We start from the raw sequence: 20,513 nt of genomic DNA on the forward strand, positions 1-20,513 counted from the left end.
AAGCATGAAGAAAAAAGGGTTGCGAATTGCTCTGCTGTTCGCGCTGGTCCTTTCCATGTCACAGGCAGTTCCCGCATTTGCGGCGCATACGCTCGTTGATGCAAACAGCTATGTTCTCACCAAAACAGCGCAAGGTGTCGCTGTCACCGGAAAAGACGGTAAAGCAGTCTCCGGCTGGGTGCAGGACAAAGACGGAAATTTCTACTACTTTAAAAAAGGAGTCAGAAATTCCGGCTGGGATAAAATCAACGGAGACTGGTATTATTTTTACCCGGAGACAGGCGCACTTGCGCGGAATACCAAGGTCCTGAATTATGATGTGGATGATGACGGCCGCATGATTAAAGTTCACGAGTGGTAAGGCAATCGTTTCCTTAAGTCAAGGCAAGAAAAAAGAAGCGCAACTGCACTTCTTTTTTTCTTGCCCTTTAATGCCGCCACGCGCCGTCCGCGTCCACATAGAATGTGTCCACCGTCGTATTCCGCGCCATCTCCCCGCTCTCCGGGTAGAAGTAAGACCAGTGGTCGCCGAGCTGCACCCAGCCCTTGGCTCTCTGTCCGTCCGCGAGCGCGTAGTAGTACTTGTTGCCGTCGACAATCAGCTCATTGGCTGCCATCTTACCGTAGGTCGCCGAATCCGGGTCCGCATTCAGATAGTACATCTTTCCGTTCACATCCTGCCAGCCGCTCAGCATCTCTCCGCTCTCCGCGAAGTAATACCAGCCCGAGACAGCGCGCGCCCAACCGGTGCGCATTTTCCCCTCGGAACTGAAGAAATACCACTTGCCCTCGATTTTCTCAAAGCCGTCTTTCTTAAAGCTGCCATCCGGGAAGCGGTACATCCAGGCGCCGCCGCTCTGAATCCAGCCTGCCTTCTCGATATTGCTGCCGTCGCCCTTGCCGGTCTGATCCCAGACTGCACCCTGACCGTTCGAGACCTGCGCGGCGTTGACCTTCTGCGTCTCCGACTCCGTGAAGCCGGAACTCTTACCGCTGCCCTTTGCCTCGGTGCGAATGCGGAAGCTGTAGTTTCCGCTCTTCGTCATGTACGGATAAAAGTTATAGCTGTTGCCTGTCACGCCGAAGACGCGCTTCACAATGTCGCCGCCGCGCCGGAGCACAAGCTCATAGCTACCGCTCGTGTTTGCGGGCTCGCGCCAGCTCGCCTGGCCGAGCGCGCCCTTCTGCCAGCTGACGCCCTCCGGCTCCGCAAAATCGCCCTTGATGCCCGGGAAGCGAAGTCCCACAATCAGGCGCGTCTTGCTGCGCCGAAGCTCTGTCACCTTAACCGCATTGTCGGAGAGGTGCACATCGCTCTCGCTTAAAGTCTGCGAAAAACTCCTGTCGCTGTCCGTGGTCCGGAGCACTGCCTCGACGCTGATGACACTGCCGACCGGCAGATTGTCGCCGACACCGCCGGTTACGCGCACGCTCTCTAGCTGATAGGAATCCGCATTCACCCAGACCCCCAGTTCGCCCTTGGCGGGATCTCCCTGCACAACGCCGTCCCGCGTGATGCTTCCGCCCGTCTCAATCCGGTTCTTCGCATTGAGACGCACACTCCCGATTTTCTGCTTGGAAGCGGCTAGCGCCGGTACCGCGGCAAAGGCCGACAACAGCGCCACAGTCAATGCTGACAAAAGTATCTTTCTCGGTCTCATCTGACACCTCCTTCTGTGCAAATGGTACAAACAGTTTTCTTCCTGTTAAGTATACCGAATATTTCCGGTCAGAACAAGCCACTCATACCACTCCTTTTCTGTGCACTCCGCCATTCGATGAGCTCTGCCTCTCTGCTCTGCCCCTCTTTCATACAAGGCCCGCCACAGGAAGAACAGACCGTATGCTTCCTGACCTTTTCCTCCGGCCATTCCGGTGCAAGGAACATTTTTTACCGACTCTTTTTATCCTATCACTCCACAAGATTCGCCGCAAGAAAGACAGTATGTTCCCCTACATTTCCCCCGGCCATTCCGGTGAAAGGAAGATGTACGCAGAAAAAGCTCTGTATCGCAAGAGCTTGACGCTCTTTTTAGCAACTCTTTTTGTCCGTCCTCCTCCTGTTTCAAAGAAGCCAAGGCCCTCACAACACTTGATTTTACCGGCGCTGCGGGGTGCTACCGACTCTCTTCCCCTATAACTTTTTTGGATTCTATATCACCGCAAAAAAATACCGGCTTTCCTTGCGGAAAACCGGTATTCGAAAAATGCTTCGGATTCTGCTTAGACCAGCTCGAGCAGCACTTCCATCGCTGCATCGCCCTTTCTCAGGCCGATCTTTACGATGCGGGTGTAACCACCCTTTCTGCTCTCATACTTCGGTCCGTACTCATCGAAGAGCTTCGCAACAAGGTCAACCTTCTTGCCTGCCTTCTTGTGCTTCGGATCGAACTCGCCGACTGCGTAGAGCTTCGCGAGCATGTGGCGTCTCGCGTTCATTCTGGACGGCTTGTCCTTCTTGATTTCCTTCTGAACCGTGTCATAGACAACGACTCTCTTGCCGTCCTTCTCTTCTCTGACGCGCTTGCCGTTTGCATCCTTGCGCGGCACTTTAGCCGTGACGCTCACGGTCTCGAAGTTGTCCTTCTCCTTCACTGCCAGCGCAATGAGGGGCTCGACCATCTTTCTGACTTCCTTTGCTCTCGCCTCGGTCGTCACAATCTTGCCGTTTGCGATGAGCGCCGTCGCCTGACTTCTCAGGAGAGCCAGTCTCACATCCGTTTTGCGTCCAAGCTTTCTGTACTTTGCCATTGGTTTTCTCCTCCGTTTGGGAGCGCGATCCGTGCCATATCGGGACTCATCGGAATCGCACCATACTCAGGGGCTGCCGCTGTCTTGCCGGGCAGCCTGTTATTGCTCTTCTTCTTCCTCTTCTTCGGTCTCCTCGCTCTGGCGCAGCTGCAGATTCAGATCCGCGAGTTTCTCCAGAACTTCATCGAGGGACTTCTTGCCGAGGTTGCGCACTTTCATCATATCTTCCGGCGTCTTGCTGATCAGCTCTTCAACCGTGTTGATGCCCGCGCGCTTCAGGCAGTTGTAAGAGCGCACCGAGAGCTCGAGCTCGTCGATGTTCATCTCGAGCACTTTCTCCTTCTCGTCGCTCTTCTTCTCGGACATGACCTCGACTCTGCGTGCATTCTCCGAGAGATCCACGAAAAGGCTCAGATGCTCTGAGAGCACCTTGGCCGCGAGGCTCACCGCCTCGTCCGGCGCCGCCGTTCCGTTGGTAAATACGTCAAGGGTCAGCTTATCGTAGTCCGTCATCTGACCGACACGGGTATTCTCGACGCGCATGTTGACGCGCTCTACCGGCGTGTAGATGGAATCCACCGCAATCACGCCGATCGGCAGGTCGCCCTGCGCTTTATTCTTCTCCGCGCTGACATAGCCGCGTCCGCTTGTGATCGTGAGTTCTGCCGAGAACTTCGTGCTGCCGCCGGAAATGGTCGCGATGACCTGATTCTTGTTCAGAATCTCAATGTCCGCATCGCACTGGATGTCTGCTGCGGTGACCACGCCCTCGCCCTCAAAATCAATGTAGGCGGTCTTCGGCTCTTTCGAGGAAGAATGATTCTTGATTGCAAGGCTCTTGATGTTCATGATGATTTCCGTCACATCTTCCTTGACCTGGGGGATGGACGAGAACTCATGGAGCACACCGGCAATCTTCACCTGACTAACCGCCGTGCCCGGCAGGGACGAGAGCATAATGCGGCGCAGGGAATTGCCCAGCGTCAGACCATAGCCTCTCTCCAGCGGTTCACAGATGAAACGGCCAAACGTTTTGTCTTCGGAGATCTCAGCAATCTCGATATTTGGTTTCTGAAATTCGAACAAGAATGATACCCCCTTTAAATCTTTGGCCACGCATGGAAACACTCCGAAAAGTCCCACTTAGGGAGTCTCTCAAACAGAGACTCCCTAGCGGTAGACATATTACTTGGAGTACAACTCAACGATCTGCAGTTCATCGACCGGAACGTCGATTTCCTCGCGGGACGGCAGTGCCTTGACTGCGCCCTTCAGATTCTCCTTATCGGACTCAAGCCAGGTCGGCACAATGCGACCGGAGGTCATCTCGATAATCTCCTTGTAGCGCTCCGAAGACTTCGCCTTCTCCTTAATCTCAACCGTATCGCCGGCCTTGATCAGGTAGGAGGGGATGTTCACAATCTTGCCGTTCACAAGAACGTGTCTGTGACCGACAATCTGACGAGCCTCTCTTCTGGTTCTTGCCCAGCCGAGGCGGAAGATCACATTGTCCAGTCTGCTCTCGAGAAGAATCATCAGATTCTCACCGACCTGTCCCTTCATGCGGGACGCCTTCTCGAAATAGTTGCGGAACGGCTTCTCCAGCACACCGTAGATGAACTTTGCCTTCTGCTTCTCGCGAAGCTGAGAACCGTACTCGCTCATCTTGCGGTTTGCTCTTCTCAATTCTCTGTTGGATCTTTTATCGATGCCGAGGAATCCAGGCTCCAGGCCGAGAGATCTGCATCTTTTAAGAACAGGAACTCTGTTAACTGCCACTTTTCTACCTCCTGATTATACTCTTCTGCGCTTCGGCGGACGGCATCCGTTGTGCGGAACCGGGGTCACGTCCTTAATGCTGGTCACCTCAATGCCACACGCCGAGAGCGCGCGGATTGCGGCTTCACGCCCGGAACCCGGACCCTTCACCATCACGTCGACAGACTTTAAACCATGGATGATAGCTGCTTTTGCGGCAGTCTCTGCAGCCACGGAAGCTGCATACGGAGTAGATTTCTTTGAACCTCTGAATCCAAGGCCACCGGCACTTGCCCAGGACAGCGCATTGCCCTGTAAATCGGTCAGCGTAACAATCGTGTTGTTAAACGAAGACTGAATGTGTGCCTGGCCGCGTTCAACGTTTTTCTTAACGCGCTTCTTGGCGGACGCCTTCTTCGCGCTTGACATCTGCTGCTTTGCCATTAAACTAACCTACTTTCTCGTTTACTTGAACCAAGTTCGCTCCTGTCGTTAAAACATGCAACGTGATTCAATTCTGCGGTTACTAAAATTACTTCTTCTTATTAGCAACGGTTTTCTTCGGGCCTTTGCAGGTTCTTGCATTCGTCTTGGTTCTCTGACCGCGAACGGGCAAGCCCTTGCGATGGCGAATTCCGCGATAGCAGCCGATTTCGGTGAGTCTCTTGATGTCCATAGCGATCTGTCTTCTCAGATCACCTTCGACAACCTGAGTTTCAGCGATCACTTCGGCAATCTTCTTGACTTCGTCATCGGTGAGATCCTTGACTCTCGTGTTCGGATCCACGCCGGCCTGGGACAGAATTCTGTTGGAACTCGTCACACCGATACCATAGATATAGGTGAGTCCGATTTCAACACGCTTCTCTCTCGGTAAATCAACGCCTGAAATACGAGCCATTGTGCTGTCTTCCTCCTGTATTATTTTTGCTGCGTCTTAGCCTTGTCTCTGCTTGTGCTTCGGGTTCTCGCAGATGATTCTGACGGAGCCCTTGCGCTTGATGACTTTGCACTTCTCGCACATCGGCTTGACTGAAGATCTGACTTTCATTGTGTGATACTCCTTTCATCTGCCAACAAAGTCGCCATAGTAGTATAGCAGTTTTGAATCTGCTTTACAAGCCTATTGCACACTTCCGCAGATTATTTATTTCTCCAAGTGATTCTGGCCTTGTTGAGGTCATAGGGGGATAATTCCACCGTCACCCGGTCGCCCGGGAGTATGCGGATATAATTCATTCTGAGCTTGCCGGAAATGTGTGCGAGCACCTGGTGACCATTTTCCAGTTCTACCTGAAACATCGCATTCGGCAGCTTCTCAATGACCTTGCCTTCCAGCTGGATTACGTCGGTCTTTGACATCCTACTGTCCTTTCGGTTTAATGCACTCTGTCCGGATCGTTCTTGCCGAGCGATAAAATCTCCGGTTCGCCGTCCGTAATCAGAATTGTGTTCTCGTAGTGGGCTGCGAGACTGCCGTCGGCCGTGGTCACGGTCCAGCCGTCATCGCCCCAATCCACTTCGTAGGTTCCGATGGTGATCATCGGCTCCAGGGCCAGGGTCATGCCCGCCTGCAGGCGGATACCCTTGCGGTTCATGCGGAAATTCGGAACTTCCGGATCCTCATGCATCTCGGTGCCGATGCCGTGGCCAACTAAGTCTCTCACGACGCCGTAGCCGCGCTCTTCGGCGTAATCGCCGATTGCACCGCAGATATCGTTTAAGTGATTGCCCGCCTTTGCAAAGCGGAGTCCCGCAAAGAAAGATTCCCGCGTCACATCAATCAGATCCTGCGCCTCTTTCGAGATTTCGCCGATGCCCCAGGTTCTGGCCGCATCGCTCTGCCAGCCCTTCCAGATCACACCGGTGTCGAGCGAGACAATGTCGCCCTCGCGGATCACGCGCTTCTTCGAGGGAATGCCGTGGACAATTTCATCGTTCACGGAGACACAGACACTCGCGGGATAGCCCTCATAGCCGAGAAACGAGGGAATGCAATCATAGCCCCGAATCAGCTTCTCGCAGAGTCTGTCGATCTCGAGGGTCGTCATGCCCGGCTTCAGCGCCGCATGGAGCTCCTCGTGCACCTTGGCGAGAATTTCACCCGCCTCCCGCATCAACTGAATCTCATGTTCCGATTTTACCGTCACTGCCATTTCTTAACTCCAATCTCCGGGGCCCGTCAGAGCAGCGCTTTGATTGCCTCGAACACTTCTCCCATCTCCTGCGTGCCGTCCACTTCCCGAAGTACGCCCTGTCCTCTGTAGTAATCGATCAGAGGCTTGGTCTGCTCGTGGTAGACCCTGAGGCGCGCCGCCACCGTCTCAGGCTTGTCGTCCGCGCGCTGCACGAGTGCGTGGCCGCAGACATCGCAGATGTTCTCTGTCTTCGGTGCGCGATAGCGGACATGATAGCTCTCGCCGCAATTCGGACAGCTGCGCCGTCCCTCCATGCGGTCGATGATGGCCTCATCCGGCACTTCGATATCGACCGCTTCGTCGATCTTCGTGCCCTCCGCCGCCAGTGCCTCGGTCAGCGCCTCCGCCTGCGGTATGGTCCGCGGGAAGCCGTCCAGCACATAGCCCTCGCCGCAGTCAGCCTCGTGAATGCGATCTTTCAGCATTCCGATGGTCACCTCATCCGGCACAAGACCGCCCGCGTCCATGTAGCGCTTGGCCTCAAGGCCGAGGGGCGTGCCCGCTTTGATGTTCGCGCGGAAAATATCTCCGGTCGAGATATGAGGAATTCGATAGTAATCCGCAATCCGTTTCGCCTGTGTTCCTTTTCCGGCGCCAGGAGCGCCGAGCATGACAATCTTCACTGCCTTCTCCTTTGCTAGCGTGCCCATCGCAATGTAGAGCATCCGGCGGACAAACTTGCCCGCCGGACGCCGCGCTCTGCGTTAATTTCCGAGGAAGCCTCTGTAGTTTTTCACCAGAGTGATCGACTCAATCGACTTCAGCGTCTCGAGAATTACGCCGACAATAATGATCAGAGAGTTTCCGGTGAACGTGAGCGAGCCGATGTTGAACACGCCCGAGATGAAAATCGGAATCACGGCAACAATCGTGAGTCCCGTCGCACCGAGAAAGATGACATACTTTAAAACTTCACTCAGATAGTCACTGGTCGGACGACCCGGGCGGATACCCGGGATGAAGCCGCCGGACTTCTTCATGTTGTTCGCGACCTCCAAGGGATTAAACGTGATGGAGGTGTAGAAATACGCGAACAGGATGATGAGCACAATGTAGAGCACCAGACCGACCGAGTATGCCGGACGCTCGAGCTTTAACCAGTTCGACGAGTTCAGAACCATGATGATTTTTCCCGGAATGCTCGCATAGTCCACATTGAAGAACTGCGCAATCACAACCGGCATCGACATGATCGAGCTCGCGAAGATGACCGGGATCACGCCTGCGGTGTTGACCTTCAGCGGAATCTCCGAGGACTGTCCGTTGCTCATCATTCTTCTGCCCTGCATCTTTGCCGTGTACTGCACCGGAATGTGACGCTCCGCGTCGCAGAGCAGCACGACAAAGACAGTCATGAGCAGGATGAAGGCCACAATAATCAGGCCCGCAACCACTGCCGTCGCCGGCGACTTCGCGTTCATGATGAAACGCTCCCAGAGCGTTGCGAAGTCGTTCGGAATCGAGGACAGAATGTTAATCAAAAGTACAATCGAAATGCCGTTGCCGACACCCTTCTCCGTGATTCTCTCGCCGATCCACATGAGGAAGGCGGAGCCCGCGGTCATCGCCGCAATCGTGACGAAGACACTCTTCAGGGTGAAGTGGGTCAGAAGACCCTGGCTGCCGAAACCGACCGCCATGGCAATCGACTGAATGAGTGCGAGCGCAACTGTCAGGTAACGCGTATAGCTCAGCATTTTCTTTCTGCCGTCCTCGCCCTCCCGCTGCAGCTCTTCGAGCTGCGGGATGGCAATCGTCATCAGTTCCATGATAATGGAAGAGGTGATGTAAGGCGTGATGCTGAGTGCCAGCACACTCATCTGCTCAAACGAGCCGCCGGTGATCGCATTGAAGAAATTGAATGCGTTGCCGGCGCCCTGACGCTGCTGTTCAAAGAAGTTCTTCAGATAATCCGTATTCACGCCCGGAATGGGAAGATTGCTTCCAAAGCGGATCACAATCAGCATCAGCAGGGTGAAAAGAAGACGATCTCGAACCTCCTTGACTTTTAATGCCTTTTGGAGACTCTTCAGCATGTTTACAGCACCTCGCAGGTACCGCCCACAGCCTCAATCTTTGCCTTTGCGCCCTCGCTGACTGCGTTGACCTTGACGGTCAGCTTCTTCGTGAGCTCGCCGTTGCCAAGGATCTTCACGCCGTCGCGTGCGTGAGAAATGATGCCGAGTGCAATCAGCGACTCAGCCGTCACTTCGCTTCCGTTCTCGAACTTCTCAAGTCTCTCGACATTGACCGCCACGATATCCTTCGTGTTGCGGTTCTTGAAGCCTCTCTTCGGAAGGCGTCTGTACAGCGGCATCTGGCCGCCCTCGAAGCCCGGTCTCGGAGCGCCGGAACGCGCCTTCTGACCCTTGTGTCCCTTACCGGCAGTCTTTCCGTTGCCGGATCCGTGACCGCGGCCGCGTCTGAAGTTGTCAGAGTGGACAGCGCCCTCAGCCGGTCTCAAATTCGATAAATCCATGACTGAACCTCCTATCCTTATTCTTCTACTTCTTCGACACGCACAAGGTGTCTCACACGCCAGACCATGCCGCGCATTGCTGCGTTGTCCGGCATGACGACGGTCTTATGCATTTTCTTGAGTCCCAGCGCTGCTACAGTCGCTCTCTGCTTCGGAATTGCGCCGATCGGGGACTTGACAAGAGTAATCTTAAGCTGTTTCGCCATGTTCCTGTCCTCCTTTTCAGCCGAGAATGTCTTCCACGGACTTGCCGCGTCTCTTTGCAATCTCCTCCGGGGAGCGGATTGCCTTGAGTCCTTCCAGCGTCGCGAGCACAACGTTGGTCTTGTTGTTCGAGCCGAGCGACTTGGTACGGATGTTCTGGATGCCTGCGAGCTCCACAACCGCACGAGCCGGGCCGCCTGCGATGATACCGGTACCTTCCGGTGCGCGCTTCATCAGCACCACTGCGCTGCCGTACTCACCCGTGAAGTCGTGCGGGATGCTCTTGTTCTCGTCAATTGCAACCGTGACAATGTTCTTCATTGCCGCCTCTTTGCCCTTGCGAATAGCCTCCGGAACCTCACCTGCCTTGCCGAGTCCGACACCGACCTTGCCCTTGCCGTCTCCTACAACCACGAGAGCGGAGAAACGCATCGTGCGGCCGCCCTTGACGGTCTTACTGACGCGCTTGATGGCGACGACCTTGTCGTTGTACTCAGAATTCTTCTGATCGTTTCTATCGCGATTCATTGCCATTGTCTTCTGTTCCCCCTCTTAGAATTGTAAGCCGGCTTCGCGTGCAGCGTCTGCGAGCGCCTGAATCTTACCCGTATAGAGGAATCCACCTCTGTCAAACACGACGGCGCTGATGCCCTGCTCCTTCGCGCGCTCTGCGATGAGCTTGCCGACATATGCAGCAGCTTCCACGGTATCCGTGTGCTCCAGTGCGCTCTTCGCCTCCTTCTCCAGCGTGGAAGCAGCGACGAGGGTACGGCCGACCGTATCGTCGATAATCTGCGCGTACATATGGCTGTTGCTGCGGAACACGGAGAGGCGCGGTCTCTGCGCAGTGCCGCTCAGGTGGCTGCGCATTCTCCAGTGCTTCTTCTCGCGGACAGCTTTTCTGGATTCTTTGCTTACCATAATAAAACCCTCCTAATTATTTCTTACCGGTCTTACCGACCTTGCGTCTGATGGTCTCCGTAGCGTACTTGATACCCTTGCCCTTATACGGCTCCGGCAGTCTCTTCTCACGGATCACGGCAGCATGCTGTCCGACTTTCTCTTTATCGATACCCTGCACCTTGATGATGTTCTGACCGTCGAGGACCGTCGTGACGCCTTCCGGATCCTCCATCTCGACCGGATGAGAATAACCAAGAGACAGGACGAGTTTGCTTCCCTGCTTAGCGGCTCTGTAACCAACACCGTTGATCTCCAGAACCTTCTCATAGCCCTCAGTCACGCCGACTACCATGTTCTTGATCAGTGTTCTCGTGAGACCGTGCAGCGACTTGATTCTCTTCAAGTCGTTGGGTCTTGTGACAATAATCTCGCTGCCTTCCTGCTTGATCTCAAGCTCAGCGGGCAGCACTCTCTCCAGCGTACCCTTCGGACCTTTTACAGTCACAAGATTATTTTCTGCGATTGTGACAGTGACGCCTGCCGGAATCGCGATAGGCATTCTTCCAATTCGTGACATGCCGATTTCCTCCTGATGTCTTTAAAATGATCGGGATCTTATGTGCATTTCATGCGGTAATTTCTTACCAGATAAATGCTAAAACCTCACCGCCCACACCTAAACGGCGCGCTTCCTTGTCTGTGATGACGCCCTGGTTTGTGGAGATGATTGCAGTGCCGAGGCCGCCGAGGACCTTCGGCATATCTTCCTTGCCCGCATAGATACGAAGACCGGGCTTGGAGATTCTCTTGAGGCCGCTAAGGATGCGGTCGTTCTTGGTTGCGCCGTACTTCAGCGTGATACGAATGTCCTGGAAGCCCTTGTTCTCGACGAACTCGTACTTCTCGACATAGCCCTCGTTCACAAGAATATCGGCAATTGCGACCTTCATCTTGGAAGCCGGGACATCGACCACATCATGCTTTGCAGTATTTGCATTGCGGATTCTTGTCAGCATATCTGCAATCGGATCGTTCGTTGTCATGGAATGTTTCCTCCTGTTGGATTTCTATCAGCTTCGCCTTACCAGCTTGCCTTCGTGACACCGGGGATCTGCCCCTTGTAAGCGAGCTCTCTAAAGCAGATACGGCAGATTCCGTACTTTCTGAGATAAGCGTGAGGGCGTCCGCAGATTCTGCAGCGGTTGTACTCTCTGGTGGAGAACTTCGCCGGACGCGCCTGCTTGATCTTCATCGACTTCTTAGCCATGAGTCTTTTCCCTCCTGATTATTTGGCAAACGGCATATTGAACAGCGTTAACAGGTAGCGCGCCTCTTCGTCCGTCTGTGCCGTGGTGACAAAAATGATGTCCATGCCGCGCACCTTGTCGATCTTGTCGTACTCGATCTCCGGGAAAATCAGCTGCTCTTTGATACCCATTGCGTAGTTGCCTCTGCCGTCAAAGGAGTTCGGGTTCACACCTCTAAAGTCGCGGACACGCGGCAGTGCGAGGTTGATCAGACGATCGGCGAACTCGTACATCTTCTCGCCGCGCAGCGTCACCTTGCAACCGATCGGCATATCCTCACGAATCTTGAAGTTTGCGACCGACTTCTTGGACTTCGTAATCACTGCCTTCTGGCCCGCAATGATCTCCAGGTCGCGGACCGCAGCCTCGAGGACCTTTGCGTTCTCCTTCGCCTCGCCGACACCCATGTTGATCACGATCTTGTCGAGCTTCGGGACCTGCATCGGATTCTTGTATCCGAACTTCTCAATCATCTTTGCGACAAGCTCGTTGTCGTAGATTTCTCTTAATCTAGCTCTAGCCACTTGGAATGCTCCTCCTCTCTGCGTTAGTCGATGACCTTGCCGCTCTTCTTTGCGACACGGACCTTCTTGCCGTCTCTCAGCTCAAAGCCGACCTTCGTGCGCTCACCGTTCACGAGGAGCGCCACGTTCGAGACGTGAATGGAACCTTCCTTGCTCACGATGCCGCCGTTCTGGTTCTGCGGGCTCGGCTTCTGGTGCTTCTGCACCATGTTGCAACCCTCGACGATGACTCTGTCCTTCGCCGCGTCCACATGCAACACCTTGCCGCTCTTGCCCTTGTCCTTGCCAGCGATGATCTGAACGTTATCGTTCTTCTTAATCTTGCGCATTGCGGACCTCCTTATAATACTTCCGGAGCAAGGGAAACGATCTTCATGAACTGCTTTTCACGAAGCTCTCTTGCCACCGGCCCGAAAATGCGGGTACCTGTCGGCGTCTTGTCATCCTTGATGATGACTGCTGCGTTCTCGTCAAAGGTGATGTAAGAGCCGTCTTTTCTGCGGGTCTTCTGCACCGTGCGGACCACGACTGCCTTGACGACATCACCCTTCTTAACAACGCCGCCCGGCGTTGCGTCCTTAACGGACGCCACAATCACGTCGCCGATGTGCGCATATCTTCTGGTTGAACCGCCCATCACGCGGATGCAAAGGAGTTCCTTCGCACCGGTGTTGTCGGCAACTCTCAAGCGTGTTTCCTGCTGAATCATGCCGGATACTCCCTTCCTCTACTCGATTATCTCGCCTTCTCGACGATCTCAACCAGTCTCCATCTCTTATCCTTCGAGAGCGGTCTGGTCTCCATGATTCTGACTCTGTCACCGATTCTGCACTCATTGTTCTCATCGTGCGCCTTGAACTTCTTGGTCTGCTTGATGATCTTGCCGTACAGCGGGTGCTTCACGTGATCCTCGACCGCAACCGTGATGGTCTTATCCATCTTGTCGCTGACGACCTTGCCGACACGTGTCTTTCTAAGATTTCTCTCTTCCACGGTTTATCTCCTTTCGGCTCACGCTCTCGCCTGTTCCGTGATAACGGTCTGGATTCTCGCGATGTTCTTGCGAACCTCGCTGATTCTCGCAGTGTTATCCAGCTGGCTGGTGGCGTTCTGGAATCTGAGGTTGAAAAGCTCCTTCTTCGCGGAGACCAATGCCTCTCTCAGCTCAGCTGCACTCTTCGCTCTTAACTCTTCGACATACTTATTCGTTTTCACTCTGTTCACCGCCTTCTGCAGTCACTGCGGAAACTCCGTCCACGCCTGCGTTGACTTCTTCCTTGGAAGCAATCTTGCACTTGCACGGAAGCTTGTGCATTGCGAGGCGCAGTGCCTCTCTAGCATCAGCCTCTGCGACGCCGTCGATCTCAAAGAGAACGCGTCCGGGCTTGACAACAGCCACCCAGTACTCCGTGGAACCCTTACCGGAACCCATTCGGGTCTCAGCCGGCTTTGCGGTGACAGGCTTGTCCGGGAAAATCTTGATCCAGACCTTACCGCCACGCTTCGTATAACGGGTCAGTGCGACACGGGCCGCCTCAATCTGATTGCTCCGGATCCAGCAGGGTTCCTGAGCAACAAGACCGAAGGAGCCGTTCGTGATTCTGTTTCCGCGCATTGCTTTTCCGGCCATGGAACCGCGGAACTGCTTTCTGTGCTTGACTCTCTTAGGCATTAACATAGTTTATTTCGCGCTCCCTTCTCTGGTCTCAGCTCTCGCCGGCAGAACTTCGCCCTTGTAAATCCAGACCTTAACGCCGACCTTACCGTAGGTCGTGTCTGCCTCGGCGAAGCCGTAGTCGATGTCCGCGCGCAGGGTCTGCAGCGGAATGGTACCCTCCGAGTAGAACTCGCTTCTTGCGATATCCGCACCGCCGAGACGGCCTGCGCAGCAGGTCTTGATGCCGAGGATGCCCGACTTCATGCTTCTCTGCATTGCGGACTTCATCGCGCGGCGGAAAGAGGTTCTGTTCTCAAGCTGCTGTGCGATGTTCTCTGCGACGAGCTGTGCCTCTCTGTCCGGTCTCTTGATCTCCTTGATGTCGATGAAGACCTTCTTCTCGGTGAGCTTTGCAACTTCCTTCTTCAGCTTCTCGATCTCTGCGCCCTGCTTGCCGATGACCACACCCGGCTTCGCCGTGTGAATGATCACGCGGACTCTGTCCGAAGCGCGCTCAATCTCGATGTCGCTCACGCCGGAGGCATAGAGTCTCTTCTTCAGGAACTTCCGGATGTTGTAGTCCTCGACTAAGTTGTCCGCGAAGTCTCCCTCTGCGAACCATCTGGAGTCCCAGTCTTTGATCACGCCGACTCTAAGGCCGTGCGGGTTAACCTTCTGTCCCATTCTCTACCTCCTCATCTCTCGTCCAGAACAACCGTGATGTGGCTCATTCTCTTGAAGATTCTGTAGGCTCTACCCTGCGCTCTCGGGTGGACTCTCTTCATGATGGGGCCGTTGCTTGCATGGCACTCTGCGATGTAGAGCTTGTCAGCCTGCAAGTTGTTGTTGTTCTCTGCGTTCGCGATAGCGGACTCCACGAGCTTCTTAATGACGCCGGAAGCATATCTGGGGTTGTATGCCAGGATGCCGAGCGCCGTCTTCACGTCTTTGCCTCTGATTGCGTCCAGTACGAAGCATGCCTTCTGTACCGGGATTCTCGCATAAGAAAGCTTTGCAGACGGTCTCTTGTCGTTCTGTGCGTTTCTCTCTCTCTTAAACTGGGATCTATGTACTTTCTTGTGTACGTTAGCCATGTTGAAACCCTCCTTTCAAACCTTTCTTATTATCTGGGCGACCCGACCTTCTTCTCGTCTGCGCCGTGACCTCTGTAGGTGCGCGTTGCAACGAACTCGCCGAGCTTGTGTCCGACCATATCCTCGGTGATGTAGACCGGGACATGCTTTCTGCCGTCGTGAACCGCGATCGTGAGACCGACCATAGCCGGGAAGATCGTGGAGCGGCGGGACCAGGTCTTGATAACCGTCTTCTGGCCGGATTTGTTCATTTCTTCGACCTTCTTGAGCAGGCTCTCGTCTGCGAAGGGTCCTTTCTTCAGTGAACGTGCCATCTGTGTCCTCCCTTAATTAGGCCTTGCCGTTTCTTCTTCTGACAATCAGCTTGTTAGACTGCTTATTCTTCTTTCTGGTCTTGAGGCCCATAGCCGGCTTGCCCCAAGGTGTGCACGGACCCGGGCGACCGATCGGCGCTCTGCCCTCACCACCACCGTGCGGGTGATCGTTCGGGTTCATGACAGAACCGCGGACCGTCGGGCGGATGCCCATGTGGCGCTTTCTGCCTGCCTTACCGAGGTTAATCAGGTTGTGCTCGCCGTTTCCGACGCTGCCCATCGTTGCGCGGCAGTTGATCGGCACCATTCTCATCTCGCCGGACGGGAGACGAAGTGTTGCGTACTTGCCTTCCTTTGCCATGAGCTGTGCGGTGATGCCTGCAGCACGTGCAAGCTGTGCGCCCTTGCCCGGGTAGAGCTCGATGTTGTGAATCTCGGAACCGACTGGAATGAGTGCAAGCGGAAGGCAGTTGCCCACTCTCGCCTCAGCCTTGTCGCCGCTCATCACGGTCTGACCGACCGTAAGGCCCTGCGGTGCCAGAATGTAAGCCTTTGCGCCGTCCGCATAGCAGAGCAGCGCGATGTTAGCTGTTCTGTTCGGATCGTACTCGATCGCAACAACCTTTGCCGGGATGTTGTCCTTCGAATTTCTCTTGAAGTCGATGATTCTGTACTTTCTTCTCGCGCCGCCGCCTCTGTGTCTGACCGTGATCTTACCCTGCGCGTTGCGTCCAGCGTGCTTCTTCTTGCTGACGACCAGGGACTTCTCCGGCGTGGATTTCGTGATCTCAGCGAAATCGGAACCCGTCATGTTTCTTCTCGACGGAGTATACGCGGTATACTTTCTAATTCCCATTGTCTTCTCCTTTAGTTTGTTATCGCGGATTCACACCGCATAGTTTGAGGCATTACAGACCCTGGAAGATCTCAATCTCCTTGGAGTCCGCGGTGAGCTGCACAATTGCCTTCTTGCTCTTTGCAGTCTGACCGACGGTCATGCCTCTGCGCTTGGTCTTGGTCGGGCGGTTCATCGTGTTGACGCTCTTAACTTTAGCGCCCGCGAACATCTTCTCCACCGCTTCCTTGATCATCGTCTTGTTTGCTTCCGGATGAACCAGGAAGCAGTATCTCTTCTCCGCCATGCCCGCCATGCTCTTCTCGGTGACCAGCGGCTTGAGGATTACATCATAGTACTGAATGCTTGCCATTATGCGTATACCTCCTCAATTGTGGCGACAACGTCCTTCGACGTGACCACCGTGTTGTACTTCAGAATGTCGTACACGTTGATGGTCTTCGGCGATGCCGTCTTGACGCCGGCAATGTTTCTCGCGGAGAGAACCGTGGTCTTATCGTTCTCCGGTGCGACAACCAGTGCCTTCTGTACCTTCAGGTTCTTCAGGGTCTCTGCCATCTTCTTCGTCTTGACCTCGCTGAGCTCAAAGCTCTCGAGGACAATGAACTTCTGCTCCTGAACACGGCTCGAGAGTGCGCAGCGAAGTGCCTGGCGCTTCTCCTTCTTGTTCAGCGTGATGGTGTAGTCTCTCGGGGTCGGTGCGAAGACAACGCCGCCGCCCTTCCACTGCGGAGATCTCGTGGAACCCTGTCTTGCGTGACCGGTGCCCTTCTGTCTCCACGGCTTTCTGCCGCCTCCGGAAACCTCGGAGCGGGTCTTCGCCTTCTGCGTGCCCTGGCGCTTATTGGCGAGCTGTGCAACCACAGCCATATGTACGAGATGCTCGTTCAGCTCTACGCCGAACACAGCGTCATTCAGTTCGATCGTTCCGACTTCTTTGCCGTCGGTGTTGTAAACAGATACGTTTGCCATCTTGCGTTCCTCCTTTCCTCTCGAATTACTTCTTGCTCTTCACGGTCTCGCGAAGCGTGACCAGAGCTTTTCTGGAACCCGGGATTGCGCCCTTGACCAGAATGAGGTTGTTCTCAGCGTCGACTCTCACGACCTCAAGGTTCTGCGTCGTGACCGTCACATGGCCCATGTGGCCCGGCATTCCCTTGCCCTTGAACACGCGGCTCGGATCCGAAGAGGAACCGTTGGAACCCTGGTGTCTGTGGAACTTGGAGCCGTGTGCCATAGGTCCGCGGTGCTGGCCGTTCTTCTTGATTGCGCCCTGGAAGCCCTTACCCTTGGAGACAGCCGTCGCATCGACCTTGTCGCCCGCTGCGAAGATATCTGCCTTGATGACATCCTTCACATTGAACGAAGCAGCGTTCTCGAAGCGGAACTCTCTGAGGAAACGACCTGCCTTGAACACCTCTCTCTTGTGCTCGCCACGCGTCACAACTTCCTTCTCGATGCCTGCCTTCTCGAGCTGACCTGCATTCGGCTTATTCACGAGTTTTGCGCGAATCTCGCCGTATGCGACCTGAACCGCATTGTAGCCGTCGCTCTCTTCGGTCTTGACGCGGGTCACGACGCAGGGACCTGCCTGCAGCACCGTGACCGGCACAAGCACACCGGCCTCATTGTAGACCTGGGTCATACCGACCTTTGTTGCAAGAATTGCCTTTTTCATTTCTTCCTCCTGTTTATCCTACAGCGGAGCGCCGAGGCGCTCATACTAGAGCAGGATATTATTTTGTCTTCATGCGGATGTCAATGTGAACACCCGCCGGCATCTCGAGACGGGACAGTGCATCGACCGTCTTGTCCGTCGGTGCGAGAACGTCGATGAGTCTCTTGTGAGTTCTCTGCTCGAACTGCTCGCGGCTGTCCTTATACTTGTGGACCGCACGAAGAATTGTAACTACCTCTTTCTTGGTCGGCAGCGGAATCGGACCGGAAACCTTAGCTCCCGTTCTCTTCACCGTGTCGACAATCTTTCCGGCAGACTGATCAACCAGCTTGTGATCATACGCCTTCAACGTGATTCTCATTACCTGATTTGCCATAAAAAAAGTCGCCTCCTTTTCGCACTTTTTTAAAGTACGACAAGCGGTGACTGTACACAGTGCCGTGTGTGTCCTCTTGGAAACCCCACAGCAGGCCATCTTTCGTTTTGAAATCCGGCGCTCTTCGTTTGTACAGTGACTTGTCGTCAGTATCGAGACTTGACATTCGCTCCGCGGAACTCCTGCTCTTTCGAGACAGCAACCTCTCGCTTCACAGCTATCATGTCACAGCGCCATATAGCTTACCACAAAAAAAAGAGCTGCGCAAGTAGTGTCGCAGCTCTTTTTTTAGCTTTAGTGAGCGGATTCCGACTCCTCCGGCATGGTCGCGCTGAGCGGCGGCTCGACAGCCTTGCTCGTGCTCTCCGGCTTCACATAGTTTCCGGCTTTGTTCTTCTTGATTTTCGTCACCTTGCCGGTCGGGCCGTCGTCCGCCTTTGCGGACTCCTGTGCGCCCGTCTCCTCCTTGGCATCCTCTTCGGCCTCTTCCTTGGCCTCTTCATCTGCCTCCGACTGCTCGATCGAGGAAAGTTCCTCCGGCGAATAGGTGTCGTAGACAACATTCTCGTCGCCCGGATCCGTGCTCTCGCCCGCAACCGTGCTCGCACCCTCGCTCGTCGCCACCGACTCCGCCGTGCTGCTCTCGGAAGCCGCTGTTGTGTCACTGTTCTTCTTTGCGCCGCAAGCGGTCGCAAGCATCAGGCTCGCCGCCGCAAGGAGCACAACTGCCATCTTCTTTTTCATAAGGTTCCCTCCGTTGTGCACTTCTGTCATTCAGTTTCCGCTATTCTAGCACGACAGCGCAATTCTTGAAAGCTTTCCGCGAAAACACAAGAAAGTTGTAAGAAAGCGCCTTGAAGCCCTCCGTTCCCTTTGCTAGACTAGACCCGTATATTCGCTGAGAGAGGAGGCTGCTATGCTGAGAGCCGATCGCTGGAAAGACTATGAAGTATTGGACTGCGCCGGAGGGGAAAAACTGGAGCGCTGGGGGGACTTTTTTTTGGTGCGCCCGGACCCGCAGGTCATATGGCGCGGTGACAAAAAAGACCCGCACTGGAGAAAGCCGGACGCGCACTACCACCGGAGTAACCGCGGGGGCGGCGACTGGGAGTTCTTCTCCCTGCCGAAGCAGTGGGACATCTCCTATGCACTTCCCGCCTCTCTTGTAAGGCCCCGCACGAGTACGCTCCGCTTCCAGTTAAAGCCCTTCCGCTTTAAGCACACCGGACTCTTTCCGGAGCAGGCGGCGAACTGGGATCGTTTTTCTTCCATTATTAACGGCGCGGTGCAAGAGGGGCGTCCCGCGCGCGTCTTAAATCTCTTCGCCTACACCGGCGGCGCGACACTCGCCGCGGCGGCCGCGGGCGCGGAAGTGACCCATGTCGACGCGAGCAAGGGCATGGTCGCCTGGGCCAAGGAAAACGCGGAGTCCTCGGGGCTCTCGACAGCGCCGATTCGCTGGCTCGTCGATGACTGCGCAAAATTTGTCCAGCGCGAACTCCGGCGCGGTCACCGCTACGACGCCATCATCATGGATCCGCCCTCCTACGGACGCGGCCCGAACGGCGAGCTCTGGAAACTTGAGGATACGCTCTACGACCTCCTGGTCGACTGTGCCGCACTGCTCTCCGACACGCCGCTCTTCTTCCTGATCAGTTCCTATACGACGGGACTGCAGGCTTCCGTCCTCTCCTACCTGCTCGGTGACCTCATTGTGCCGCGTTTCGGCGGCAAGATTGCCGCCGAGGAACTGGGGCTTCCAATCAGCGGAAACGGTCTCACCTTGCCCTGCGGTGCGAGCGGCCTCTGGATTGCGCCCTGATACGGCGCAAAATTCATCTCATCCATACAAAAAAGAGCAGCTTTCGGGCTGCTCTTTTCTGTGTTTACAAATCCTCTTCGCACTTGGCGACGGCGTTCTCCGCCTTCTCCTCGTTGAAGACAATGCCGGTAATGGCTCTGCCGTAGCGCTCAAACATTGCCGCCGGGCAGGAAATGCTGTTGTCAATGATGTCACGGTTCGGCACCATACCCGTGCTGTCCACATGTACCTTGAAGCGAATCTCGCCGTCTCGCATGTCGAGCTCAAAGTTGCCGAGCTTCAGATTGTAGTTCGCACGGCAGGTAAACTCTGCCATTTCCTTCATCATGCGCGCATCATCCTTGTCGGCGCCGATCGGCGAAATCGCATAGCAGGTATAGGACTGCTGGCCGACCACAATCACATAGCGAATCTGCTGCAGTTTGCCGTCAATCGAAAGGCCGAAGCGAAACACGCCCGTGTCCTCATCAAACGAGATCTTCCAGTCGTTCTCAATCAGATAGTTGTCAATTGCCTCCGCGAGCTCGCGCGAATACTCTCTCTCTGCCATCTTTTCCCTCCGTCGTACTTGCTTTCTTCCTTAACTATTCTA

General features: G+C 54.9%; 36 protein-coding genes. 2 read left to right on the forward strand and 34 right to left on the reverse strand.

Features of this window, described 5'->3' with window-relative positions; translation table 11 throughout:
• Nucleotides 1-4 precede the first annotated feature (4 nt).
• Entirely contained in the window at nucleotides 5-361 is a 357-nt protein-coding gene (locus HMPREF9623_RS10825; RefSeq protein WP_009532614.1) for a hypothetical protein, read from the forward strand.
• Between the two features lie 67 nt (nucleotides 362-428).
• Here the strand turns inward: HMPREF9623_RS10825 and HMPREF9623_RS04010 are convergent, their stop codons facing one another.
• From HMPREF9623_RS04010 to HMPREF9623_RS04175, 33 genes are all read right to left on the reverse strand, one after another.
• Nucleotides 429-1,661, reverse strand: coding sequence for an N-acetylmuramoyl-L-alanine amidase family protein (locus tag HMPREF9623_RS04010; RefSeq protein ID WP_009532615.1), 1,233 nt, complete (start codon nucleotides 1,659-1,661; stop codon nucleotides 429-431).
• Nucleotides 1,662-2,223: 562 nt separating this feature from the next.
• On the reverse strand, nucleotides 2,224-2,751 hold the full coding sequence (locus HMPREF9623_RS04020) for a bL17 family ribosomal protein (RefSeq protein WP_009532616.1): 528 nt from the start codon (nucleotides 2,749-2,751) through the stop codon (nucleotides 2,224-2,226).
• A 99-nt stretch (nucleotides 2,752-2,850) separates the two neighbouring features.
• Complete coding sequence (locus HMPREF9623_RS04025; protein WP_009532617.1) at nucleotides 2,851-3,837, reverse strand: DNA-directed RNA polymerase subunit alpha; 987 nt, start codon at nucleotides 3,835-3,837, stop codon at nucleotides 2,851-2,853.
• Between the two features lie 99 nt (nucleotides 3,838-3,936).
• Complete coding sequence (rpsD, locus tag HMPREF9623_RS04030) at nucleotides 3,937-4,530, reverse strand: 30S ribosomal protein S4 (protein ID WP_009532618.1); 594 nt, start codon at nucleotides 4,528-4,530, stop codon at nucleotides 3,937-3,939.
• Nucleotides 4,531-4,545: 15 nt separating this feature from the next.
• Nucleotides 4,546-4,938 carry a 30S ribosomal protein S11 gene (gene rpsK, locus HMPREF9623_RS04035; RefSeq protein ID WP_330362064.1) on the reverse strand — a complete coding sequence of 131 codons (393 nt, stop codon included), beginning with the start codon at nucleotides 4,936-4,938 and terminating at the stop codon, nucleotides 4,546-4,548.
• 103 nt (nucleotides 4,939-5,041) lie between these two features.
• Nucleotides 5,042-5,410, reverse strand: coding sequence for a 30S ribosomal protein S13 (gene rpsM, locus HMPREF9623_RS04040; RefSeq protein WP_009532620.1), 369 nt, complete (start codon nucleotides 5,408-5,410; stop codon nucleotides 5,042-5,044).
• Nucleotides 5,411-5,446: 36 nt separating this feature from the next.
• Nucleotides 5,447-5,560: a 50S ribosomal protein L36 gene (rpmJ, locus tag HMPREF9623_RS04045; protein ID WP_009532621.1), complete on the reverse strand. Its 114-nt coding sequence runs from the start codon at nucleotides 5,558-5,560 to the stop codon at nucleotides 5,447-5,449.
• Nucleotides 5,561-5,652: 92 nt separating this feature from the next.
• The gene (gene infA / locus HMPREF9623_RS04050; RefSeq protein ID WP_009532622.1) at nucleotides 5,653-5,871 is read right to left on the reverse strand and encodes a translation initiation factor IF-1; all 219 of its coding nucleotides are present in this window, start codon (nucleotides 5,869-5,871) and stop codon (nucleotides 5,653-5,655) included.
• Between the two features lie 17 nt (nucleotides 5,872-5,888).
• Nucleotides 5,889-6,665, reverse strand: coding sequence for a type I methionyl aminopeptidase (gene map / locus HMPREF9623_RS04055; protein WP_009532623.1), 777 nt, complete (start codon nucleotides 6,663-6,665; stop codon nucleotides 5,889-5,891).
• A gap of 26 nt (nucleotides 6,666-6,691) precedes the next feature.
• The gene (locus tag HMPREF9623_RS04060; protein ID WP_040799661.1) at nucleotides 6,692-7,330 is read right to left on the reverse strand and encodes an adenylate kinase; all 639 of its coding nucleotides are present in this window, start codon (nucleotides 7,328-7,330) and stop codon (nucleotides 6,692-6,694) included.
• A gap of 81 nt (nucleotides 7,331-7,411) precedes the next feature.
• The gene (gene secY / locus HMPREF9623_RS04065; RefSeq protein WP_009532625.1) at nucleotides 7,412-8,743 is read right to left on the reverse strand and encodes a preprotein translocase subunit SecY; all 1,332 of its coding nucleotides are present in this window, start codon (nucleotides 8,741-8,743) and stop codon (nucleotides 7,412-7,414) included.
• 2 nt (nucleotides 8,744-8,745) lie between these two features.
• Nucleotides 8,746-9,186, reverse strand: a complete 441-nt coding sequence (gene rplO / locus HMPREF9623_RS04070; RefSeq protein WP_009532626.1) for a 50S ribosomal protein L15 — start codon at nucleotides 9,184-9,186, stop codon at nucleotides 8,746-8,748.
• A 17-nt stretch (nucleotides 9,187-9,203) separates the two neighbouring features.
• Nucleotides 9,204-9,392 carry a 50S ribosomal protein L30 gene (rpmD, locus tag HMPREF9623_RS04075; RefSeq protein WP_009532627.1) on the reverse strand — a complete coding sequence of 63 codons (189 nt, stop codon included), beginning with the start codon at nucleotides 9,390-9,392 and terminating at the stop codon, nucleotides 9,204-9,206.
• 16 nt (nucleotides 9,393-9,408) lie between these two features.
• Complete coding sequence (rpsE, locus tag HMPREF9623_RS04080; RefSeq protein WP_040799664.1) at nucleotides 9,409-9,918, reverse strand: 30S ribosomal protein S5; 510 nt, start codon at nucleotides 9,916-9,918, stop codon at nucleotides 9,409-9,411.
• 24 nt (nucleotides 9,919-9,942) lie between these two features.
• Nucleotides 9,943-10,311, reverse strand: coding sequence for a 50S ribosomal protein L18 (rplR, locus tag HMPREF9623_RS04085; RefSeq protein ID WP_009532629.1), 369 nt, complete (start codon nucleotides 10,309-10,311; stop codon nucleotides 9,943-9,945).
• A 16-nt stretch (nucleotides 10,312-10,327) separates the two neighbouring features.
• Nucleotides 10,328-10,870: a 50S ribosomal protein L6 gene (gene rplF, locus HMPREF9623_RS04090; RefSeq protein ID WP_009532630.1), complete on the reverse strand. Its 543-nt coding sequence runs from the start codon at nucleotides 10,868-10,870 to the stop codon at nucleotides 10,328-10,330.
• Between the two features lie 64 nt (nucleotides 10,871-10,934).
• Nucleotides 10,935-11,336: a 30S ribosomal protein S8 gene (gene rpsH, locus HMPREF9623_RS04095; protein ID WP_009532631.1), complete on the reverse strand. Its 402-nt coding sequence runs from the start codon at nucleotides 11,334-11,336 to the stop codon at nucleotides 10,935-10,937.
• Between the two features lie 38 nt (nucleotides 11,337-11,374).
• Complete coding sequence (locus HMPREF9623_RS04100; RefSeq protein WP_009532632.1) at nucleotides 11,375-11,560, reverse strand: type Z 30S ribosomal protein S14; 186 nt, start codon at nucleotides 11,558-11,560, stop codon at nucleotides 11,375-11,377.
• Between the two features lie 18 nt (nucleotides 11,561-11,578).
• Nucleotides 11,579-12,124, reverse strand: coding sequence for a 50S ribosomal protein L5 (rplE, locus tag HMPREF9623_RS04105; protein WP_009532633.1), 546 nt, complete (start codon nucleotides 12,122-12,124; stop codon nucleotides 11,579-11,581).
• A gap of 23 nt (nucleotides 12,125-12,147) precedes the next feature.
• Entirely contained in the window at nucleotides 12,148-12,453 is a 306-nt protein-coding gene (rplX, locus tag HMPREF9623_RS04110) for a 50S ribosomal protein L24 (protein ID WP_009532634.1), read from the reverse strand.
• A gap of 11 nt (nucleotides 12,454-12,464) precedes the next feature.
• Complete coding sequence (gene rplN, locus HMPREF9623_RS04115) at nucleotides 12,465-12,833, reverse strand: 50S ribosomal protein L14 (RefSeq protein WP_009532635.1); 369 nt, start codon at nucleotides 12,831-12,833, stop codon at nucleotides 12,465-12,467.
• Nucleotides 12,834-12,859: 26 nt separating this feature from the next.
• On the reverse strand, nucleotides 12,860-13,117 hold the full coding sequence (gene rpsQ, locus HMPREF9623_RS04120) for a 30S ribosomal protein S17 (protein ID WP_009532636.1): 258 nt from the start codon (nucleotides 13,115-13,117) through the stop codon (nucleotides 12,860-12,862).
• 18 nt (nucleotides 13,118-13,135) lie between these two features.
• Complete coding sequence (gene rpmC / locus HMPREF9623_RS04125) at nucleotides 13,136-13,339, reverse strand: 50S ribosomal protein L29 (RefSeq protein WP_009532637.1); 204 nt, start codon at nucleotides 13,337-13,339, stop codon at nucleotides 13,136-13,138.
• A complete protein-coding gene (rplP, locus tag HMPREF9623_RS04130) occupies nucleotides 13,326-13,802 on the reverse strand; it encodes a 50S ribosomal protein L16 (RefSeq protein ID WP_009532638.1) in 477 nt (158 codons plus the stop codon). The genes rpmC and rplP overlap by 14 nt, the downstream gene beginning before the upstream one ends.
• 3 nt (nucleotides 13,803-13,805) lie before the next feature.
• Entirely contained in the window at nucleotides 13,806-14,465 is a 660-nt protein-coding gene (gene rpsC, locus HMPREF9623_RS04135) for a 30S ribosomal protein S3 (protein ID WP_009532639.1), read from the reverse strand.
• A gap of 11 nt (nucleotides 14,466-14,476) precedes the next feature.
• Nucleotides 14,477-14,875, reverse strand: coding sequence for a 50S ribosomal protein L22 (rplV, locus tag HMPREF9623_RS04140; RefSeq protein ID WP_009532640.1), 399 nt, complete (start codon nucleotides 14,873-14,875; stop codon nucleotides 14,477-14,479).
• 29 nt (nucleotides 14,876-14,904) lie between these two features.
• Nucleotides 14,905-15,189 (reverse strand): 30S ribosomal protein S19, encoded by a 285-nt coding sequence (gene rpsS / locus HMPREF9623_RS04145; protein WP_009532641.1) that lies wholly within the window; start codon nucleotides 15,187-15,189, stop codon nucleotides 14,905-14,907.
• Nucleotides 15,190-15,205: 16 nt separating this feature from the next.
• Nucleotides 15,206-16,045, reverse strand: coding sequence for a 50S ribosomal protein L2 (rplB, locus tag HMPREF9623_RS04150; RefSeq protein ID WP_009532642.1), 840 nt, complete (start codon nucleotides 16,043-16,045; stop codon nucleotides 15,206-15,208).
• A 52-nt stretch (nucleotides 16,046-16,097) separates the two neighbouring features.
• Complete coding sequence (gene rplW / locus HMPREF9623_RS04155) at nucleotides 16,098-16,397, reverse strand: 50S ribosomal protein L23 (protein ID WP_009532643.1); 300 nt, start codon at nucleotides 16,395-16,397, stop codon at nucleotides 16,098-16,100.
• A complete protein-coding gene (gene rplD, locus HMPREF9623_RS04160; RefSeq protein WP_009532644.1) occupies nucleotides 16,397-17,017 on the reverse strand; it encodes a 50S ribosomal protein L4 in 621 nt (206 codons plus the stop codon). Before rplD ends, rplW begins: the two co-directional genes overlap by 1 nt.
• Before the next feature lie 25 nt (nucleotides 17,018-17,042).
• On the reverse strand, nucleotides 17,043-17,723 hold the full coding sequence (gene rplC, locus HMPREF9623_RS04165) for a 50S ribosomal protein L3 (protein WP_009532645.1): 681 nt from the start codon (nucleotides 17,721-17,723) through the stop codon (nucleotides 17,043-17,045).
• A 58-nt stretch (nucleotides 17,724-17,781) separates the two neighbouring features.
• Complete coding sequence (gene rpsJ, locus HMPREF9623_RS04170; protein WP_009532646.1) at nucleotides 17,782-18,099, reverse strand: 30S ribosomal protein S10; 318 nt, start codon at nucleotides 18,097-18,099, stop codon at nucleotides 17,782-17,784.
• A 294-nt stretch (nucleotides 18,100-18,393) separates the two neighbouring features.
• Nucleotides 18,394-18,843, reverse strand: a complete 450-nt coding sequence (locus HMPREF9623_RS04175) for a hypothetical protein (RefSeq protein WP_009532647.1) — start codon at nucleotides 18,841-18,843, stop codon at nucleotides 18,394-18,396.
• A gap of 172 nt (nucleotides 18,844-19,015) precedes the next feature.
• Between HMPREF9623_RS04175 and HMPREF9623_RS04180 the strand changes: the two genes are divergently transcribed.
• Nucleotides 19,016-19,921, forward strand: coding sequence for a class I SAM-dependent methyltransferase (locus HMPREF9623_RS04180; RefSeq protein ID WP_009532648.1), 906 nt, complete (start codon nucleotides 19,016-19,018; stop codon nucleotides 19,919-19,921).
• Nucleotides 19,922-19,985: 64 nt separating this feature from the next.
• Here the strand turns inward: HMPREF9623_RS04180 and HMPREF9623_RS04185 are convergent, their stop codons facing one another.
• Nucleotides 19,986-20,471 (reverse strand): YbjN domain-containing protein, encoded by a 486-nt coding sequence (locus HMPREF9623_RS04185; RefSeq protein WP_009532649.1) that lies wholly within the window; start codon nucleotides 20,469-20,471, stop codon nucleotides 19,986-19,988.
• Nucleotides 20,472-20,513: the final 42 nt, after the last annotated feature.

The sequence above is a fragment of the Stomatobaculum longum genome (assembly GCA_000242235.1).
GTDB lineage: Bacteria > Bacillota > Clostridia > Lachnospirales > Lachnospiraceae > Moryella > Moryella longum.

Excerpts from the sequence above, each read along its gene's own strand:
- HMPREF9623_RS10825 (WP_009532614.1), top strand. The coding sequence starts at position 5 with ATGAAGAAAAAAGGGTTGCGAATTGCTCTGCTGTTCGCGCTGGTCCTT.
- HMPREF9623_RS04010 (WP_009532615.1), bottom strand. The coding sequence starts at position 1,661 with ATGAGACCGAGAAAGATACTTTTGTCAGCATTGACTGTGGCGCTGTTG.
- HMPREF9623_RS04020 (WP_009532616.1), bottom strand. The coding sequence starts at position 2,751 with ATGGCAAAGTACAGAAAGCTTGGACGCAAAACGGATGTGAGACTGGCT.
- rpsK (WP_330362064.1), bottom strand. The coding sequence starts at position 4,938 with ATGTCAAGCGCGAAGAAGGCGTCCGCCAAGAAGCGCGTTAAGAAAAAC.
- rpsM (WP_009532620.1), bottom strand. The coding sequence starts at position 5,410 with ATGGCTCGTATTTCAGGCGTTGATTTACCGAGAGAGAAGCGTGTTGAA.
- rpmJ (WP_009532621.1), bottom strand. The coding sequence starts at position 5,560 with ATGAAAGTCAGATCTTCAGTCAAGCCGATGTGCGAGAAGTGCAAAGTC.
- infA (WP_009532622.1), bottom strand. The coding sequence starts at position 5,871 with ATGTCAAAGACCGACGTAATCCAGCTGGAAGGCAAGGTCATTGAGAAG.
- map (WP_009532623.1), bottom strand. The coding sequence starts at position 6,665 with ATGGCAGTGACGGTAAAATCGGAACATGAGATTCAGTTGATGCGGGAG.
- secY (WP_009532625.1), bottom strand. The coding sequence starts at position 8,743 with ATGCTGAAGAGTCTCCAAAAGGCATTAAAAGTCAAGGAGGTTCGAGAT.
- rplO (WP_009532626.1), bottom strand. The coding sequence starts at position 9,186 with ATGGATTTATCGAATTTGAGACCGGCTGAGGGCGCTGTCCACTCTGAC.
- rpmD (WP_009532627.1), bottom strand. The coding sequence starts at position 9,392 with ATGGCGAAACAGCTTAAGATTACTCTTGTCAAGTCCCCGATCGGCGCA.
- rpsE (WP_040799664.1), bottom strand. The coding sequence starts at position 9,918 with ATGAATCGCGATAGAAACGATCAGAAGAATTCTGAGTACAACGACAAG.
- rplR (WP_009532629.1), bottom strand. The coding sequence starts at position 10,311 with ATGGTAAGCAAAGAATCCAGAAAAGCTGTCCGCGAGAAGAAGCACTGG.
- rplF (WP_009532630.1), bottom strand. The coding sequence starts at position 10,870 with ATGTCACGAATTGGAAGAATGCCTATCGCGATTCCGGCAGGCGTCACT.
- rpsH (WP_009532631.1), bottom strand. The coding sequence starts at position 11,336 with ATGACAACGAACGATCCGATTGCAGATATGCTGACAAGAATCCGCAAT.
- HMPREF9623_RS04100 (WP_009532632.1), bottom strand. The coding sequence starts at position 11,560 with ATGGCTAAGAAGTCGATGAAGATCAAGCAGGCGCGTCCGGCGAAGTTC.
- rplX (WP_009532634.1), bottom strand. The coding sequence starts at position 12,453 with ATGCGCAAGATTAAGAAGAACGATAACGTTCAGATCATCGCTGGCAAG.
- rplN (WP_009532635.1), bottom strand. The coding sequence starts at position 12,833 with ATGATTCAGCAGGAAACACGCTTGAGAGTTGCCGACAACACCGGTGCG.
- rplP (WP_009532638.1), bottom strand. The coding sequence starts at position 13,802 with ATGTTAATGCCTAAGAGAGTCAAGCACAGAAAGCAGTTCCGCGGTTCC.
- rpsC (WP_009532639.1), bottom strand. The coding sequence starts at position 14,465 with ATGGGACAGAAGGTTAACCCGCACGGCCTTAGAGTCGGCGTGATCAAA.
- rplV (WP_009532640.1), bottom strand. The coding sequence starts at position 14,875 with ATGGCTAACGTACACAAGAAAGTACATAGATCCCAGTTTAAGAGAGAG.
- rpsS (WP_009532641.1), bottom strand. The coding sequence starts at position 15,189 with ATGGCACGTTCACTGAAGAAAGGACCCTTCGCAGACGAGAGCCTGCTC.
- rplB (WP_009532642.1), bottom strand. The coding sequence starts at position 16,045 with ATGGGAATTAGAAAGTATACCGCGTATACTCCGTCGAGAAGAAACATG.
- rplW (WP_009532643.1), bottom strand. The coding sequence starts at position 16,397 with ATGGCAAGCATTCAGTACTATGATGTAATCCTCAAGCCGCTGGTCACC.
- rplD (WP_009532644.1), bottom strand. The coding sequence starts at position 17,017 with ATGGCAAACGTATCTGTTTACAACACCGACGGCAAAGAAGTCGGAACG.
- rplC (WP_009532645.1), bottom strand. The coding sequence starts at position 17,723 with ATGAAAAAGGCAATTCTTGCAACAAAGGTCGGTATGACCCAGGTCTAC.
- rpsJ (WP_009532646.1), bottom strand. The coding sequence starts at position 18,099 with ATGGCAAATCAGGTAATGAGAATCACGTTGAAGGCGTATGATCACAAG.
- HMPREF9623_RS04175 (WP_009532647.1), bottom strand. The coding sequence starts at position 18,843 with ATGAAAAAGAAGATGGCAGTTGTGCTCCTTGCGGCGGCGAGCCTGATG.
- HMPREF9623_RS04180 (WP_009532648.1), top strand. The coding sequence starts at position 19,016 with ATGCTGAGAGCCGATCGCTGGAAAGACTATGAAGTATTGGACTGCGCC.
- HMPREF9623_RS04185 (WP_009532649.1), bottom strand. The coding sequence starts at position 20,471 with ATGGCAGAGAGAGAGTATTCGCGCGAGCTCGCGGAGGCAATTGACAAC.